This is a genomic window from Allobosea sp. FG18, assembly GCF_057809495.1.
Map to the genome: position 1 here is coordinate 154320 of NZ_JBMDKB010000002.1, position 15174 is coordinate 169493.

The 15174-nt window shown below is 67.1% G+C and carries 18 protein-coding genes; 11 read left to right on the plus strand and 7 right to left on the minus strand.

Annotation, left to right across the window (positions count from 1 at the left end; genetic code table 11):
• Positions 1–3: 3 nt before the first annotated feature.
• The gene (locus ACODTJ_RS02910) at positions 4–1629 is read right to left on the minus strand and encodes an acyl-CoA synthetase (protein WP_454655734.1); all 1626 of its coding nucleotides are present in this window, start codon (positions 1627–1629) and stop codon (positions 4–6) included.
• 118 nt (positions 1630–1747) lie between these two features.
• On the opposite strand from ACODTJ_RS02910, the gene ACODTJ_RS02915 reads away from it, so the two are divergent.
• From ACODTJ_RS02915 to ACODTJ_RS02925, 3 genes are all read left to right on the plus strand, one after another.
• Positions 1748–2644 carry a beta-keto acid cleavage family enzyme gene (locus ACODTJ_RS02915; RefSeq protein ID WP_454655735.1) on the plus strand — a complete coding sequence of 299 codons (897 nt, stop codon included), beginning with the start codon at positions 1748–1750 and terminating at the stop codon, positions 2642–2644.
• Positions 2641–3870 carry a peptidase T gene (gene pepT / locus ACODTJ_RS02920; protein WP_454655736.1) on the plus strand — a complete coding sequence of 410 codons (1230 nt, stop codon included), beginning with the start codon at positions 2641–2643 and terminating at the stop codon, positions 3868–3870. The genes ACODTJ_RS02915 and pepT overlap by 4 nt, the downstream gene beginning before the upstream one ends.
• A gap of 233 nt (positions 3871–4103) precedes the next feature.
• On the plus strand, positions 4104–5465 hold the full coding sequence (locus ACODTJ_RS02925; RefSeq protein WP_454655737.1) for an ABC1 kinase family protein: 1362 nt from the start codon (positions 4104–4106) through the stop codon (positions 5463–5465).
• Between the two features lie 11 nt (positions 5466–5476).
• Here the strand turns inward: ACODTJ_RS02925 and ACODTJ_RS02930 are convergent, their stop codons facing one another.
• Positions 5477–5698, minus strand: coding sequence for a hypothetical protein (locus tag ACODTJ_RS02930; RefSeq protein ID WP_454655738.1), 222 nt, complete (start codon positions 5696–5698; stop codon positions 5477–5479).
• Positions 5699–5968: 270 nt separating this feature from the next.
• On the opposite strand from ACODTJ_RS02930, the gene ACODTJ_RS02935 reads away from it, so the two are divergent.
• The 5 genes from ACODTJ_RS02935 to ACODTJ_RS02955 all read left to right on the plus strand — a co-directional run bounded on the left by ACODTJ_RS02935 (position 5969) and on the right by ACODTJ_RS02955 (position 10249).
• Positions 5969–6253, plus strand: a complete 285-nt coding sequence (locus ACODTJ_RS02935; protein ID WP_454655739.1) for an aa3-type cytochrome c oxidase subunit IV — start codon at positions 5969–5971, stop codon at positions 6251–6253.
• A 37-nt stretch (positions 6254–6290) separates the two neighbouring features.
• Entirely contained in the window at positions 6291–7430 is a 1140-nt protein-coding gene (locus ACODTJ_RS02940; RefSeq protein WP_454655740.1) for a Re/Si-specific NAD(P)(+) transhydrogenase subunit alpha, read from the plus strand.
• Between the two features lie 18 nt (positions 7431–7448).
• Positions 7449–7883 (plus strand): NAD(P) transhydrogenase subunit alpha part 2, encoded by a 435-nt coding sequence (locus ACODTJ_RS02945; RefSeq protein ID WP_454655741.1) that lies wholly within the window; start codon positions 7449–7451, stop codon positions 7881–7883.
• A gap of 5 nt (positions 7884–7888) precedes the next feature.
• Positions 7889–9295: an NAD(P)(+) transhydrogenase (Re/Si-specific) subunit beta gene (locus ACODTJ_RS02950; protein ID WP_454655742.1), complete on the plus strand. Its 1407-nt coding sequence runs from the start codon at positions 7889–7891 to the stop codon at positions 9293–9295.
• A gap of 81 nt (positions 9296–9376) precedes the next feature.
• Positions 9377–10249, plus strand: a complete 873-nt coding sequence (locus tag ACODTJ_RS02955; protein WP_454655743.1) for an alpha/beta hydrolase — start codon at positions 9377–9379, stop codon at positions 10247–10249.
• Between the two features lie 18 nt (positions 10250–10267).
• Here ACODTJ_RS02955 and ACODTJ_RS02960 read toward each other — a convergent pair whose 3' ends face one another.
• The 5 genes from ACODTJ_RS02960 to ACODTJ_RS02980 form a co-directional block, all read right to left on the minus strand.
• Positions 10268–11122, minus strand: a complete 855-nt coding sequence (locus ACODTJ_RS02960) for a tetratricopeptide repeat protein (RefSeq protein ID WP_454655744.1) — start codon at positions 11120–11122, stop codon at positions 10268–10270.
• A 237-nt stretch (positions 11123–11359) separates the two neighbouring features.
• Positions 11360–11593, minus strand: coding sequence for a 30S ribosomal protein S21 (rpsU, locus tag ACODTJ_RS02965; RefSeq protein WP_047579559.1), 234 nt, complete (start codon positions 11591–11593; stop codon positions 11360–11362).
• Positions 11594–11763: 170 nt separating this feature from the next.
• Positions 11764–12870 (minus strand): 5-(carboxyamino)imidazole ribonucleotide synthase, encoded by a 1107-nt coding sequence (locus ACODTJ_RS02970; RefSeq protein WP_454655745.1) that lies wholly within the window; start codon positions 12868–12870, stop codon positions 11764–11766.
• Entirely contained in the window at positions 12867–13367 is a 501-nt protein-coding gene (purE, locus tag ACODTJ_RS02975) for a 5-(carboxyamino)imidazole ribonucleotide mutase (protein WP_454655746.1), read from the minus strand. Before purE ends, ACODTJ_RS02970 begins: the two co-directional genes overlap by 4 nt.
• Positions 13368–13466: 99 nt before the next feature.
• Complete coding sequence (locus ACODTJ_RS02980) at positions 13467–13685, minus strand: YdcH family protein (RefSeq protein WP_047580734.1); 219 nt, start codon at positions 13683–13685, stop codon at positions 13467–13469.
• 228 nt (positions 13686–13913) lie between these two features.
• Here ACODTJ_RS02980 and ACODTJ_RS02985 point away from each other — a divergent pair, with 228 nt between their 5' ends.
• The 3 genes from ACODTJ_RS02985 to ACODTJ_RS02995 all read left to right on the plus strand — a co-directional run bounded on the left by ACODTJ_RS02985 (position 13914) and on the right by ACODTJ_RS02995 (position 15111).
• A complete protein-coding gene (locus ACODTJ_RS02985; RefSeq protein WP_199091974.1) occupies positions 13914–14102 on the plus strand; it encodes a YdcH family protein in 189 nt (62 codons plus the stop codon).
• Positions 14103–14280: 178 nt separating this feature from the next.
• Complete coding sequence (locus tag ACODTJ_RS02990; protein WP_454655747.1) at positions 14281–14541, plus strand: GlsB/YeaQ/YmgE family stress response membrane protein; 261 nt, start codon at positions 14281–14283, stop codon at positions 14539–14541.
• Positions 14542–14604: 63 nt separating this feature from the next.
• The gene (locus tag ACODTJ_RS02995; RefSeq protein WP_454655748.1) at positions 14605–15111 is read left to right on the plus strand and encodes a YidB family protein; all 507 of its coding nucleotides are present in this window, start codon (positions 14605–14607) and stop codon (positions 15109–15111) included.
• Positions 15112–15174 lie beyond the last annotated feature (63 nt).

Genomic DNA, 15174 nt, shown 5'->3' on the forward strand with positions numbered 1-15174 from the left:
GCGTCAGTCGCTCCGCTGCTTCGCGATCTCCCGGTTGCGCAAATCCTTGCGCATGATTTTGCCGGTCGCGGTCAGCGGCAGTTCCGTCACGAACTCGACTTCGCGGGGATACTGGTAGGCTGCCAGCCGGTCGCGCACGAAGGCCTGGATTTCTGTCGCCAGCTCGGCCGTCGGCGTCACATCCGGCTTCGGCAGAACGAAAGCCTTGACGATTTCGGTGCGGACGGGATCGGGCACGCCAACGACCGCGACCATCAGCACGGCAGGATGGCGGATGATGCAATCCTCGATATCTCCCGGCCCGATGCGGTAGGAGCCGGACGAGATGATGTCGTCGTCGCGGCCCTGGAACCAGAAATAGCCCTCCTCGTCCCGCGCGCCGCTATCGCCAGTCACGAGCCAGTCGCCGATGAATTTCGCCGCCGTGGCGTCCGGCTGATTCCAGTACTCCAGCATCATCACCGGATCGGGCCTGCTGACCGCTATCAACCCCTGCTCGCCGGCTGGTAATTCATGCCCCTCGGGCGAGATCACCGCGACGTGGTGGCCGGGCACGGCGCGGCCCATCGAGCCCGGTTTGACGGGATAGAGGCTCGCGCAGTTGGCGACGAGCAGGTTCGCCTCGGTCTGACCGTAGAACTCGTTGACCGGGAAGCCGAAGGTCTCGCGACTCCAGTCGAGCATGTCGGCGCCAAGCGTCTCGCCGCCCGTGCCGATCGAGCGCATCGCGTAGCCGAAGCGCTTGGGATTGCCGACCTGCCGCATAAGCTTCAGCGCCGTCGGCGGCAGGAAGGCGTTGCGGACCTTGTGCCGCGCCATCAGCGCGAAGGCGGCTTCGGGATCGAATTTGCGGGCGCGGGAGGCGAGAACCGGCACGCCGCAATAGAGGCTGGGCAGAAGCACATCGAGCAGGCCGCCGATCCAGGCCCAATCGGCGGGGGTCCAGAACACGTCGCCCGGCTGCGGGAAGAATTCCTGCGGCAGCTGCACGCCGGGCAGATGGCCGAGCAGGACGCGATGGGCATGCAAGGCGCCCTTCGGCTTACCCGTGGTGCCGGAGGTGTAGATGATCACGGCGGGATCATCGGCCCGCGTGTCGGCGGCGGTGAAGCGGTCGGAGGCCTTCGCCATCTCCGCCTCGAAATCGAGATGGCCGGCACCGCCGACGACGAAGATCTTTCGCAGGTTCGGCAGGGCGTCGCGGATCGCCTCGACCTTGCCGATGTTCTCGGCGTCGGTCACGAGCACGCTGGCGCCGCTATGGCCGAGGCGGTGCTCCAGCGCCTCGGGGCCGAACAGGATGAAGAGCGGCAGGGCGATGGCGCCCAGCTTGTAGGTGCCGAGATGGGCGATCGCGGTCTGCGGCGATTGCGGCAGGAGGATGCCGACGCGCTCGCCCGGACGGATGCCGTGAGCGCCGAGGAGGTTGGCGAAACGATTCGAGGCGCGTGCGAGGTCATCGAAGGAGAGCGTCGCGACCTTGCCGCCGTCCTCCTCGAAGATCAGCGCCGGTTTGCTGGTGCCGTCGGCATGGGCATCCGAGCAGGCAGTGCCGATGTTGAAGCGCTCCGGGATGCGCCAGGCGAAGGCGTCCAGCGTTTCACGATAGGTCGCGCGGCGTTCGAGCATGATCGGCTCCGGTCTTCGCATGCGTTTGCGCCGATCCTGCCCAGCCGGCCTGTGGGCTGACAAGCCCGAGCGGAGCAGCTTACGGTTTGCGCAAAATTGCGGGACGAGAGGAAATGCCGTGACAAAGCCGATCTGGGTCGAGGCCGCGATCAACGGCCCCTGGGGCAAGGAGCGCCAGCCCGGCATTCCCATCAGCATTCCCGATATCGTTGCGGATGGCATCGCCGCCGTCGAGGCGGGTGCGGCGATCGTGCATCTGCATGTCTACGACATGGCCACCGGTCGGCAGCGCGACGACTGGGAACTCTATGCGCAGGCGATCGAGGGCATTCGCGCCAAGGTCGATGCCATCGTCTATCCGACGATCCCGATTCTCGGCTCCGGCTATGCCGGGGACATGATCGGTTCCGGCCGCTACACCCATCTCGAAGAGCTGGCGAAGCGGGGCCTTGCCGAATGGGGCGTGCTCGATCCCGGCTCCTGCAACTGGACGACCTTCGTCGGCATTCCGCAGGGCGAGGCCGGCTTCATCTACCAGAACCCGGGCGAGCATATCCGCGAGGGGATGGAGGTGGCCGCGCGCCACAAGGTCCATCCGAGCTATGCGATCTACGAGCCGGGCTTCACGCGGCTGGGCGCCGCACTGGCCAAGGCCTATCCGGGCATGCCGATGCCGATCTACCGGTTGATGTTCTCGGATGCCTTCGCGTGGGGTTTTCCGCCGCGCGAATGGGCGCTGGAGGCGCATCTCAAGCTGCTGGCCGAGGACGCGCCCGAAGCGCCGGTGATGATCGCCGGGCTCGGCGTCGATCTCCGCGACCTCATCGGCCCGGCGGTGGCGCGGGGCGTCCATGTCCGCGGCGGACTGGAGGATGCGCCCTTCGGCTGCGACAAGACGAATCGTGAATTGATCGCGGACACCGTCCGCCTGGTCGAGGCTGCGGGCGGACAGCCCGCCAGCGCGGCCGAGGTGCGGGGCTGGTTGGCGCGACAGGCCAAGGGAGAGGCACAGTGAGCGTGCGCGATAAATTGCTCGAACGGTTCCTGCGCTATGTCGCGATCGAGAGCCAGAGCGACATGAAGGCGACGAGCCTGCCGAGCACGCCGGGCCAGCAGGTTCTGGCTGAGCTGCTCGCGGAGGAGCTGCGGGCGCTCGGGCTCGAGAATGTCGTCATCGACGACCATGCCACGGTGACGGCGCTGAAGCGCGGCACCAAGCCAGGCGCGCCGCGCATCGGCTTCATCGCCCATGTCGATACGGTCGATGTCGGCCTGTCGCCGGTGGTCAAGGCGCAGGTGCTGCGCTTCGAAGGCGAGGATCTCTGCCTCAACGCGGAGAAGGACATCTGGCTGTGCGTCGCCGAGCATCCGGAGATCATCCCCTACAAGGGCAACGAGATCGTCTTCAGCGACGGCACCAGCGTGCTCGGCGCCGACAACAAGGCGGCGGTCGCGATCGTCATGACGCTGCTGGCCGAGCTGCGCCCCGAGGACCAGCATGGCGACATTCTCGTCGCTTTCGTGCCGGACGAGGAGATCGGCCTGCGTGGTGCCAAGGCGCTCGATCTCGCCCGGTTCAACTGCGATTTCGCCTATACGATCGATAGCTGCGAGGTCGGCGAGGTCGTCTGGGAGAATTTCAACGCGGCGATGGCGGAGATCGTCTTCACGGGTGTCACCGCCCATCCGATGTCGGCGAAGGGCGTGCTGGTGAATCCGATCCTGATGGCACAGGACTTCATGGCCGCTTTCGACCGGGCGCAGACGCCGGAGAACACGGCGGGCCGCGAGGGCTATACCTGGTTCGTCGAGATCGTCGCCAATGCGGCCGAGGCGGTGCTGCGGGCCAATATCCGTGATTTCGACAGGGCGTCCTTCGCGGCGCGCAAGCGGCGGATCGGCGAGGTTGCGGCCGAGATCGCGAAGCGCTACCCGACCGGCCGCGTCACCTCGGACGTGACGGATGTCTACGGCAACATCGCCGACAGCCTTGGCGACGACCGTCGCTCGGTCGATCTGCTGATGACGGCGCTGTCCGAACTGCAGATCGCGCCGAAGCTGATCCCGATGCGGGGCGGCACGGACGGGGCGGCGCTTTCGGCGCGTGGCCTGCCGACGCCGAATTTCTTCACCGGCGCGCATAATTTCCACTCGCGCTTCGAGTTCCTGCCGCTGCCGGCCTTCGAGACCTCCTATGAGGTCGCGCGGCGCATCTGCCTGCTGGCGGGGCAGGGCGCCTAGCGCCATACGATTGTCATTCCGGGGCGTGCCGCAGGCACGAACCCGGAACCCACGACGGGGTGGGACGCATTGTATGGTGCTGTGCAGGCCGCTTCGCCCAGTCGTGGGTTCCGGGTTCTTCGCTGCGCGAAGCCCCGGAATGACAAGGACGCGCCTAGCGCGGCTTGTCGCATTGGCGTGCGGCCTGCCGGCGCCTACATGAGGTGGGCAGGAACAGCGAAAGCACGATCCGTATGTCCGAACGCGACGCCGAAGCCAACCGATTCTCCGCCCGCGCGGCGCGCTATGCCCGCGTCGGCGCCAATGTCGGCGGGGTCGCAGCCCGGATCGCCGGTGCCCGGCTCTTCGGCGTCGAGGGGCGCGATGCCACCAATGCCGAGGCTTTGGCCAAGGCGCTGGGTGGGCTGAAGGGGCCGATCATGAAGGTGGCGCAGCTCGTCGCCACCATCCCCGACGTCGTGCCGCCGGAATACGCCGCCGAACTCCAGAAGCTGCAATCGCAGGCGCCGCCGATGGGCGCGGCCTTCGTCAAGCGGCGGATGATGGCCGAGCTCGGCGCCAACTGGCGCGAACGCTTCGGCGAGTTCGACCTCAAGCCGGCGGCGGCGGCCTCGCTCGGGCAGGTTCATCGCGCGACAACGCTCGATGGCGCGGCGCTCGCCTGCAAGCTGCAATATCCCGACATGGAATCGGCTGTGGAAGCCGATATCGCGCAGCTCGAGGTGCTGTTCGCCGTGCACCGGCGCATGGGCGCGGTGATCGATACGACCGAGATCGCCAAGGAAATCGGTGCCCGCGTCCGCGAGGAACTCGACTATCGGCGCGAGGCGAAGCACGCGGCGCTCTATCAGGCGATTCTGTCGGATACGCCGGAGGTGCGCGTGCCGGCGCTGGAGCCGACCCTGTCGACCCGGCGGCTTCTGACGATGCATTGGCTGGAGGGAAGCCCGATCCTCTCGCACAAGCAGGACGGGCAGGTGATCCGCGACCGGATCTCGACCGCGATGTTCAAGGCGTGGTGGCGCCCGTTCAGCCATCACGGCGTCATCCATGGCGATCCGCATCTTGGGAATTACACGGTGTTCTCGGAGGACGGCGAGCCGCAGGGCATCAACCTGCTTGATTATGGCTGCATCCGCATCTTCCCGGAGAGCTTCGTCGGCGGCGTGGTCGATCTCTACAAGGGCTTGCGCGATGGCGAGGAGGCCCGCGTCGTCCATGCCTACGAGACCTGGGGCTTCAAAGGTCTGAACAAAGAGCTGGTCGATACCCTGAACATCTGGGCGCGCTTCATCTACGGGCCGCTGCTGGAGGACCGTGTCAGGCGCATCGCCGAGGGTGTCAGCCCGGCCGAGTATGGCCGCAAGCAGGCGTTCCAGGTGCATCAGGCACTGAAGGCTCGCGGGCCGGTGACGGTGCCGCGCGAGTTCGTCTTCATGGACCGCGCGGCGATCGGGCTCGGCGGCGTCTTCCTGCATCTCGACGCCGAGCTGAATTTCCACCGGCTGTTCGAGGCGGAGATCGAAGGGTTTTCGGTGGAGCGCGTCGCCGAGCGGCAGAGGGTGGCGTTGGTCGCGGCGGGCTTGAAGCCGTAGCTTTGCGCGGCTCAGTCGCCCCCGCCGCCACAATCACCGCCGCCGCCGTCATCACCGAAGCCTCCGCTTCCGCCGTCACCGCTGCCGGACGTGCGGCGCCATGTGGCGATGTCCTCGTCGTCGCGCTTCGTCTGCTCGCGTGCCTCGGCGAACCAGCGCTTCGCCTTCTCGCGCAAGGCAGGGTCGAGGTCCGTCAGGTGATCTTTCGCTGCCTGCTTGGCCCGATCGTTCACCGCTGCCTCCCTTGAGTGATCCAAGCATAGGCGAATCCGCCGGGTGGCGCTCTCGTCGGAGCATGCTGGTGTTAAGCACTTCAAAAATGGGTGTGGCAAGAGAATAGCCTTCTATTTAAATCGATTGAATTACTCTGACCTCGCCGCTAAAGAGGGTTGGTGCGGTGTTGTCGCGCGGTGCTCCACGGTTGCAGCAAGCTGCCGCGTTGCCCGTGCGTCGCGGGTGCGCTACAGGCTTAAAGAGACTGCGTCTTTTTCAGGATCGAGACTATGGCCGACCACGCCCATCACGCCGACACCCCCGCGATGGACTATCCCGAGCACGAGCGGACCTATACCGGCTTCGTGCATTTCGCCGAGGTTGCGACCGTTGCCTCGCTCGCCATCGTCGCGGCGCTCGCCGTCGGCGGCACGAAGCATGCATGGGGCACGGCCCTGATCGGCACGCTGCTCGCGGTCATCGGCACCGGCATCGGTATCGCCGCCCCCTCGATCTCCTGGCGCGCGCCGCTCGTCTCGCTCGTCCTGATGTTGCTCGCGCTGCTCCTGCTCTGACCGTCTCCCCATAACGCCGGAAAGGCCTGCCCCCGCCATGCGCATTGCTGTCCCAGCCGAAACGCAAGGGGCGGAAACCCGCGTCGCAGCGACGCCGGAGACCGTCCGCAAGTTCAAGGGCCTCGGTGCCGAGGTCGTGGTCGAGACGGGGGCCGGAAAAGCCTCCGGCATCCTCGATGCGGAATATGAGGCAGCAGGGGCAACGATCGCCAAAACGGCCAAGGAGGCGCTGAAGGGCGCCGCCATCGTGCTGAAGGTGCGCCGTCCGGGCGAGAGCGAGATCGCCGGCCTGCCGGCCGGTGCGCTCGTCGTCGCGACGATGGATCCCTATGGCAACGAGGCTCAGGTCGCGGCGCTGGCCAAGGCCAATGTCGCCGCCTTCGCCATGGAGTTCATGCCGCGCATCACCCGCGCGCAGGTGATGGACGTGCTGTCCTCGCAGGCCAATCTCGCCGGCTATCGCGCGGTGATCGACGGCGCCGCCGAATACGGCCGGGCGCTGCCGATGATGATGACGGCGGCGGGCACCGTGCCGGCCGCGCGCATCTTCATCATGGGCGTCGGCGTCGCCGGCCTGCAGGCGATCGCGACCGCGCGCCGCCTCGGTGCCATCGTGACCGCGACCGATGTGCGCCCCGCCACCAAGGAACAGGTCGAATCGCTCGGCGCCAAGTTCCTCGCCGTCGAGGACGAGGAGTTCAAGCAGGCGCAGACCGCCGGTGGCTACGCCAAGGAGATGTCCAAGGAGTACCAGGCGAAGCAGGCGGAACTCACCGCCAGCCACATCGCCAAGCAGGACATCGTCATCACCACGGCGCTGATCCCCGGCCGCCCGGCGCCGAAGCTGATCTCGGCGGCGATGGTCGAGAGCATGAAGCCCGGTTCCGTGATCGTCGACCTCGCGGTCGAACGCGGCGGCAACTGCGAGCTGGCCAAGGCGGGCGAGGTCGTGATCACCGATAACGGCGTCAAGATCGTCGGCCATCTCAACGTGCCGGGCCGTCTCGCGGCGACCTCTTCCTCGCTCTACGCCAAGAACCTCTTCGCCTTCGTCGAGACGCTGATCGACAAGGCCGAGAAGAAGCTCGCGGTGAACTGGGACGACGAGCTGGTCAAGGCGACCGCCCTGACGAAGGACGGCGCCGTCATCCATCCGAATTTCGCGCCGAAGGCCTGAGCGTAAGGAATTCCGACCATGGCAACTCCCACCACCGAACAGGCTCTCGAACAGGCCCGCAACGCGGCCGCTCTCGCCAGACAGGCGGCCGAGCTCGCCGAACGCTATGCCGACCAGGCTGCGGCCGCGGCCAGCATCGCGACCGGCGGCGTCGACCCGACGGTCTTTCGCCTCGCGATCTTCGTGCTGGCCGTCTTCGTCGGCTACTACGTCGTCTGGTCGGTGACGCCGGCCCTGCACACGCCGCTGATGTCGGTCACCAACGCGATCTCCTCGGTCATCGTCGTCGGCGCGCTGCTGGCGGTCGGGGTCGAGACCCTGCCGGCGCTCGGTGACGGGCCGATCTGGGCGAAGGTCTTCGGTTTCCTCGCGCTGATCCTCGCCTCGGTGAACATCTTCGGCGGCTTCCTCGTCACCGAGCGGATGCTCGCGATGTACAAGAAGAAGGGCTGATCGCCATGGCCGCGAATCTTTCAGCCCTGCTCTACATCGTCTCCGGCGTCCTCTTCATCATGGCCCTGCGCGGCCTGTCGCACCCGACGACCTCGCGACAGGGCAACCGCTACGGCATGATCGGCATGGCGATCGCCATCGTCACGACCGTGGTGTTCTATCCGCCGTCCGGTTTCTCCGGCTGGCTGCTCGTGGTCCTCGGCATCGCCATCGGCGGCGGCATCGGCGCCGTGATGGCCAAGCGCGTGCAGATGACGCAGATGCCGCAGCTCGTCGCCTTCTTCCATTCGCTGGTCGGCCTTGCCGCCGTGCTGGTGGCGGCGGCGGCGCTCTATGCGCCCGAGGCCTTCGGCATCGGCCGTGTCGGCTCCATCAAGGGCGCCAGCCTGTTCGAGATGGCGCTCGGCGTCGCCATCGGTGCGGTCACCTTCACCGGCTCGATCATCGCCTTCCTCAAGCTCGACGGGCGCATGAGCGGCAAGCCGATCATGCTGCCGCAGCGCCACGGCATCAATGCCGGGCTCGGTATCGCCCTGCTGGTGCTGCTCGCGGTCTTCATCAAAAGCGAGAGCCACACCGTCTTCTGGCTGATCGTCGCGGTTTCGCTGGTGCTCGGCATTCTGCTGATCATCCCGATCGGTGGCGCCGACATGCCGGTCGTCGTCTCGATGCTCAACTCCTATTCGGGCTGGGCCGCCGCCGGCATCGGCTTCACGCTCGGCAACATGGCGCTGATAATCACCGGCGCGCTGGTCGGCTCTTCGGGCGCGATCCTGTCCTATATCATGTGCAAGGCGATGAACCGGAGCTTCATCTCGGTCATCCTCGGCGGCTTTGGCGGCGACGATGCCGCGGCCGGCGCTGGCGGCGCTGTCGAGGCCCGCCCGGTCAAGCAGGGCTCGCCTGATGACGCCGCCTACATCATGAAGAACGCCGGCAAGGTCATCATCGTGCCCGGCTACGGCATGGCGGTGGCGCAGGCGCAGCACACACTGCGCGAGATGGCCGACCTGCTCAAGAAGGAAGGCGTCGAGGTCAAGTACGCCATCCATCCGGTCGCGGGCCGCATGCCCGGCCACATGAACGTGCTGCTGGCCGAGGCCAACGTGCCCTATGACGAGGTCTTCGAGCTCGAGGACATCAACTCGGAATTCGGCCAGGCCGACGTCGCCTTCGTCATCGGCGCTAACGACGTCACCAATCCGGCTGCCAAGACCGACAAGTCCTCGCCGATCTATGGCATGCCGATCCTCGACGTCGAGAAGGCCAAGACCGTGCTCTTCATCAAGCGCGGCATGGCGGCCGGCTATGCCGGCGTCGAGAACGAACTGTTCTTCCGACCCAACACCATGATGCTTTTCGGCGACGCCAAGAAAGTCACCGACGAGATCGTCAAGGCGATGGCACACTGAGCGGGCACCGCCCCGTCATCGGATTGCTGCAAAGGGCCGGCTTGATCGCCGGCCCTTTCGTTTTCGGAACCCGTCCGCCCCATGGTCCTGCGTCTGTTGAAACTGGTGCTGCTGCTGGGCCTTGTGGTCTATCTTGCAGTGCTCGGCACGCTCTACGTGCGGCAGCGCGAGCTCGTGTTTCCGCGCGATCCGGTGCGAGCCGACATCGTCACGGCCGGATTGGTCGCTGCCGAGGAGGCCAGCGTCGCCACGGCCGATGGCGAGCGACTGGTCGCCTGGGTGGTGCCGCCGCGCGCGGGCAAGCCGGTCCTGCTTTATTTCCATGGCAATGCCGGCAACCTTGGACGGGCCGGACGGATCGAGCGTTTCCGGGGGCTGACCGAGGACGGCACGGGGCTCGTCGCCGTCAGCTATCGCGGCTATGGCGGCTCGACCGGCATGCCGAGCGAGGAGGGACTGCTACAGGATGCGCGGGCGGCCTATGGGGCCGCAGCGGCGCGTTTCGGGGCTGAAAAGCTGATCGGCTACGGCGAGTCGCTCGGCACGGGCGTGATGCTCAAGCTGGCGGCCGAGGTGCCGTTCCAGGCAATCGTGCTGGAAGCCCCTTATCGCTCGACGCTGTCCGTGGCGCAGGGCCTCTATCCCTATCTGCCGCTCAGCCTGGTGATGAAGGATCAGTTCCGCTCGGATGAGATCATCGGCAGGGTCCGGGCGCCGCTGCTGGTGCTGCATGGCGAACGGGACCAGGTCATCCCCTTCATCCAGGGGCAGCAGCTTTATGAGCTCGCGAACGCGCCCAAGCGCTTCCTGCGCTTTCCGGCGGGACGGCATTCCGACCTGCCGCGATACGGCTCGATCGGGGAGATCCGGCGCTTCCTGGCCGAGGTCGCGTCGGGGAGGCTCGCCGGAGCGGAGAGCCGCGCCATCGCAGAGATTGCGGGCGCCCGTCCCTGACGTGGCGCGCGATCCCCGTCAGCTCCGGAAGAAGCCGCCGCCACCGCCACCAAGGCGCGAGGAGCCGGCGCGGGCCTGGGCGTTGTTGCTGTCGATGGCGAGCGCGCGCTGATAGGCCTCGGACGCCTCCGCCTTCTTGCCAAGCTTCTCGAAGGCGAAGCCGCGGCCGGCCCAGGCATCGGCATTGCGGTTGTCGACATTGAGCGCGGCGGTGAAGTCTTCCTGCGCGGAATCATATTTGCCGAGCGCGTTCAGGCTCTGGCCGCGCGCGATATAGGGCGGGGCGGTGTAGGGGTTGCGGTCGATCACCGAGTCGAAATCGGTGACGGCATGCTGGTGCTGGCCCTCCTTCTGGTAGACGAGGCCGCGGGCATGGAAGGCCTCCGCCGATTCGGGATTGAGCCGGATCGCGGTGTTGAGATCACCCAGCGCCTGCTGGCTGTTGCCCTGCTGGCGCAGCAGGTTGGCACGGGCGATATAGGCCGGCGCATAGTTCGGGTTGGCGGTGGTGGCGCGGTTGAAATCGGCGAGCGCCGAATCGGCGCGGCCGCTCTGGCGCAGCGCGAGGCCGCGATTCGTGTAGGCGGAGGCGAGGTTGGGATCGAGCTGGACCGCCTTGGTGAAATCCCCGATCGCATCCGAGAAGCGGCCGACGCGGGCATAGGCCGCGCCGCGGGTGTTGTAGGCGCCCGGATCGTTCGGGTTGCGCGAGATGACGTCGCTCAGCGAGCCGATATTGACGCTGGCATCGGCACTGTCGCGCGTGTCGAGCTCGGCGACGGCGGGCTGGGAGCTGAGATTGGAGACGGTGTCGCAACCCGCCAGGGCCAGCGCCATGCCGGCTGCGGCCAACCAGTTACTGCCTCGGATCATGCTCTGCCTCATCGGTTCCGTGCTTCGCTCGCCGCGATGCCTCCGGAGATGACGAACCTCTCGGCCGCCGCGGCTTGATCGCGCTCCCCAACCGACAGCGCCCTATCGGAGAAAACGCCCGAAACCCGCCAAAACTTGGTTAACGCCGTAGAAAAGACAACGCGCCCGGAGCGGGCTCCGGGCGCGAAATCGCTATCGGCCCTGTCGTGGCGGCCTTTGGGGACCGCCAGAAGGATATCAGGGGCGCTTGGGCTTCACCGGCGCGGGCAGAAGGCCCTCGCGCTGGAGCTTCTTGCGCTGGAGCTTGCGGGCGCGGCGGACGGCCTCGGCCGATTCGCGAGCGCGCTTCTCGGAAGGCTTCTCGTAGTGACCACGAAGCTTCATTTCACGGAAGATGCCCTCGCGCTGCATCTTCTTCTTGAGGGCGCGGAGCGCCTGATCGACATTGTTGTCGCGAACGAGAACCTGCACGTGAAACGTCCGTCCTTAGCGGGTTGATCCAAGAATAGGGGCCGGCGACAGGGCAGAGCCCACCGCGCGAAGATGGGTGCCGATAGCAGAATTCATTTCGGCTGTCCACGCTGCGAACCCTTGAAAATGCGGGGCCGCGTGCAGTTGGGGCGTGAGCGCTGGCCGGGCGGTCAAGCACGCTCGTCCGAGACCCTGGTGACATGGCCCATCTTGCGGCCGGGGCGGGCGTCGCGCTTGCCGTAGAGATGCAGATGCGCGCCGGGCTCCGCCAGCAATTCGCGCCAGCGCAGCGCGCTTGCGCCGATCAGATTCTCCATCTCGATCCGGCCGCGCCGGGCGGTCGAGCCGAGCGGGAAGCCGCAGACGGCGCGGACATGCTGATGGAACTGCGAGGTCTGGGCGCCCTCGCTGGTCCAGTGCCCGGAATTATGGACGCGCGGCGCGATCTCGTTGACGACGACGCGCTCGGCGAGGTCGCCCTCGGCCTCCAGCACGAACAGCTCCACGGTGAAGACGCCGACATAGCCGAGAGCCTCGCCGATGCGGCGGGCGGCATCGATCGCCTGCAGCGATGCGCCGTCCGAAAGATTTGCGGGAACGCGGGTATAGGCGAGGATGTGGTCGCGATGCTCGTTCTCGCAGACATCGAAGGCGGCGAAGGAGCCGTCGAGCCCGCGCGCCGCGATGACCGAGACCTCGCGCACGAAGGAGACGAAGCCTTCGAGAATCGCGGGAAAGCGCCCGATCGCCTCATGAGCCTCGGCGAGGTCGCTGCCCGGCGCGATCTTGACCTGGCCCTTGCCGTCATAGCCGAAGCGGCGGGTCTTCAGCACCGAGGGGCGGCCGAGCGCGGCCGTGGCGGCTTCGAGATCGGCCAGCGTGTCGACGGCCCGGAAGGGCGCAACGGCGAGACCGAGTTCGGAGACGAAGCGCTTCTCGCTGAGGCGGTCCTGCGTCACGGCCAGCGCCCGCGCGCCGGGATGCAGCGGGACGCGCGCGCCAAGGAAGGCCGCTGTCGCGGCCGGGACGTTCTCGAATTCGTAGGTCACCACATCGACGGCATCGGCGAAGCGGGCGAGCGCCTCCTCGTCCTCATAGTCCGCGACGGTGTGGCGGGCCGCGACGTCGAAGGCCGGGCTGTCGGCCTCGGGCGCGAAGACATGGCAGCGGATGCCGAGATCGGCGGCGGCGAGGGCCATCATCCGGGCGAGCTGGCCGCCGCCGAGGATGCCGAGCATGGCGCCGGGCGCGAGGCCGGTCGGAACGGGCGGGTTCATGCGTCGTCCCGGTTGGGGCGCTCGGCGATGCCGGCGCTCTGGCGAGCGCGGTAGGCGTCGAGCCGTTCGGCGAGCGCAGGATCGGAGAGGGCCAGCACGGCGGCGGCGAGGAGGGCGGCGTTGACCGCGCCCGCCCGGCCGATGGCGAGTGTGCCGACAGGGATGCCGGCTGGCATCTGGACGATCGAGAGCAGGCTGTCCTGCCCCGACAGGGCCTTGGATTCGACGGGGACGCCGAAGACCGGGAGCGGCGTCAGGGAGGCCGTCATGCCCGGCAGATGCGCGGCGCCGCCGGCCCCGGCGATGATCACCTTGAAGCCTTCCGCCTTCGCCCCCTTGGCGAAGTCGAAGAGCCGCTTCGGCGTGCGATGGGCCGAGACGATGCGGGCATCATAGGGGATGGCGAGCGCCTCGAGCGCTTCGGCCGCATGACGCATCGTCGCCCAGTCGGACTGGCTGCCCATGATGATGGCGACGGGGGTGCTGCTGGCTGCCATGGAATGCGCTCGCGCTAGGCTCCGGAAGCGCGCGATCTAGACCGGTCGGTGCCGGTGAAGCAAGGGCGAATCGGCGTGGGGCGGCCGGAAAAGCCCGCTTCAGGCGATGATGTCGGGCGTCAGTGCGTCCTCGATCTGGGAGATGCGGTCCTTGAGGTAGAGCTTGCGCTTCTTCAGGCGCTGGACCTGGACCTGGTTGATCGAGCCGACACGCTCCAGCGCATCGATCGCGCTGTCGAGATCGCGATGCTCCTCGCGCAGCCGCGCGAGTTCCGAGGTGAAGGTCTCGACCTCTTCCGGGCTGAGCTCGAATCCCATGGGCATCTCATCATTGCCTTGATCGGGGGCGACTATGCGCGTGCCGCCCCGCGTCCCGCAAGTGCGGGCGAGGCGGTGCTGGCTTAGGGAAGCCATCTATTCACGGCTTTCCGGAAACGGACCGGTCACGATCACAGAATCTCATGAATGCCGTATGACGGCGCGGGGAAGACGTGAAGCCGGCTCTATGCCAGATTGGGACGTCAACCGCTCATCAGGAGGATCCAGATGTCGTTGCAGACCCGTCTTGCGGAACTCGAGCGCAAGCACCGTCAACTCGAGGACGCTATCGCCCAGGCTGTGGCGAGCCCGTCTTCCAGTGACCTCAGCCTCGCAGAGCTGAAGCGGAAGAAGTTGCAACTGAAGGATGAGATCGAGCGCGTCCGGATGACCATTCCGGAGCGAACCTTGCATTGAGCCGGCGGGCCAGCGGCCCGTTGAATGCGATGAAGATGCGGATGAACCGGCCCGAAAGGGCCGGTTTTTCGTTGGCGGAGGCCGCGGCAGGCGCCGTCAACGGATTGACATAAATCGACGGGAACTTCTGTCGCGACAGCCGGTTGAAAGCGGGCGCGCATCGCGCGGGGAGGCTGCCATGGGTATCGTCTGGACCATCATCATCGGTTTCATCGCCGGCGTCGTCGCCAAGTTCGTCATGCCCGGCTCGAACGAGCCCGCCGGCTTCATACTGACGACGATCCTCGGCATCATCGGCGCCTTCGTCGCGACCTGGCTCGGCCAGTCGCTCGGCTGGTATGCGCCGGGCGAGGGGGCCGGGCTGATCGGCGCCGTCGTCGGCGCCATCATCGTGCTGGTCGTCTGGGGCGCGATCAGCGGCCGCAGCCGCGCGGTCTGAGTTCAGTCTTTTCCGCGTTGGCCCTTTCCGGGCCGGTGTTTTCCTCCAGATGGAGTGACTGCCGTGAGTGACGACAACAGCAGCAGCGGCTTTCCGTCCCTAACCGCCCTTCTCGGGCTCGTTGCGGTCGCGGGCTACCAGAATCGCGACAAGATCGCGGAGTGGCTCGGCGGGCGCGGCCAGCCGGAGCCGGGGCAAGTGCCAGCTCCGCAGCCGGGCCAGGCTGGCGCCGCTCCGCAGGGTGATGGTGGAGGCCTTCTCGGGAGCCTTGGTGGACTGCTCGGCGCCGGCGGCATCGGCGGCGTGCTCAATGGCGGGTTGGGCGAGCTTTCCGACCGCTTCAGGCAGGCCGGGCAGGGCGACAAGGTCGATTCCTGGGTGCAGAACGGCCCCAACCAGAACGTCGCGCCTGATGATCTCGAACAGGCGCTCGGCCCGCAGGTGATCGACGCGATCGCGCGCCGCACCGGTCTGTCGCGGGATGAATTGCTGGATCGGCTTTCGCAGGTTCTGCCGGAGACGGTCGACCGCATCACGCCGAACGGGCGGATCGACCGCGCCGGGGCCTGAGGGACTCCGCCGTCCGGCTTCCATCGTCATGGTCGGGCTTGTCCCGACCATCCACGTCTTCGC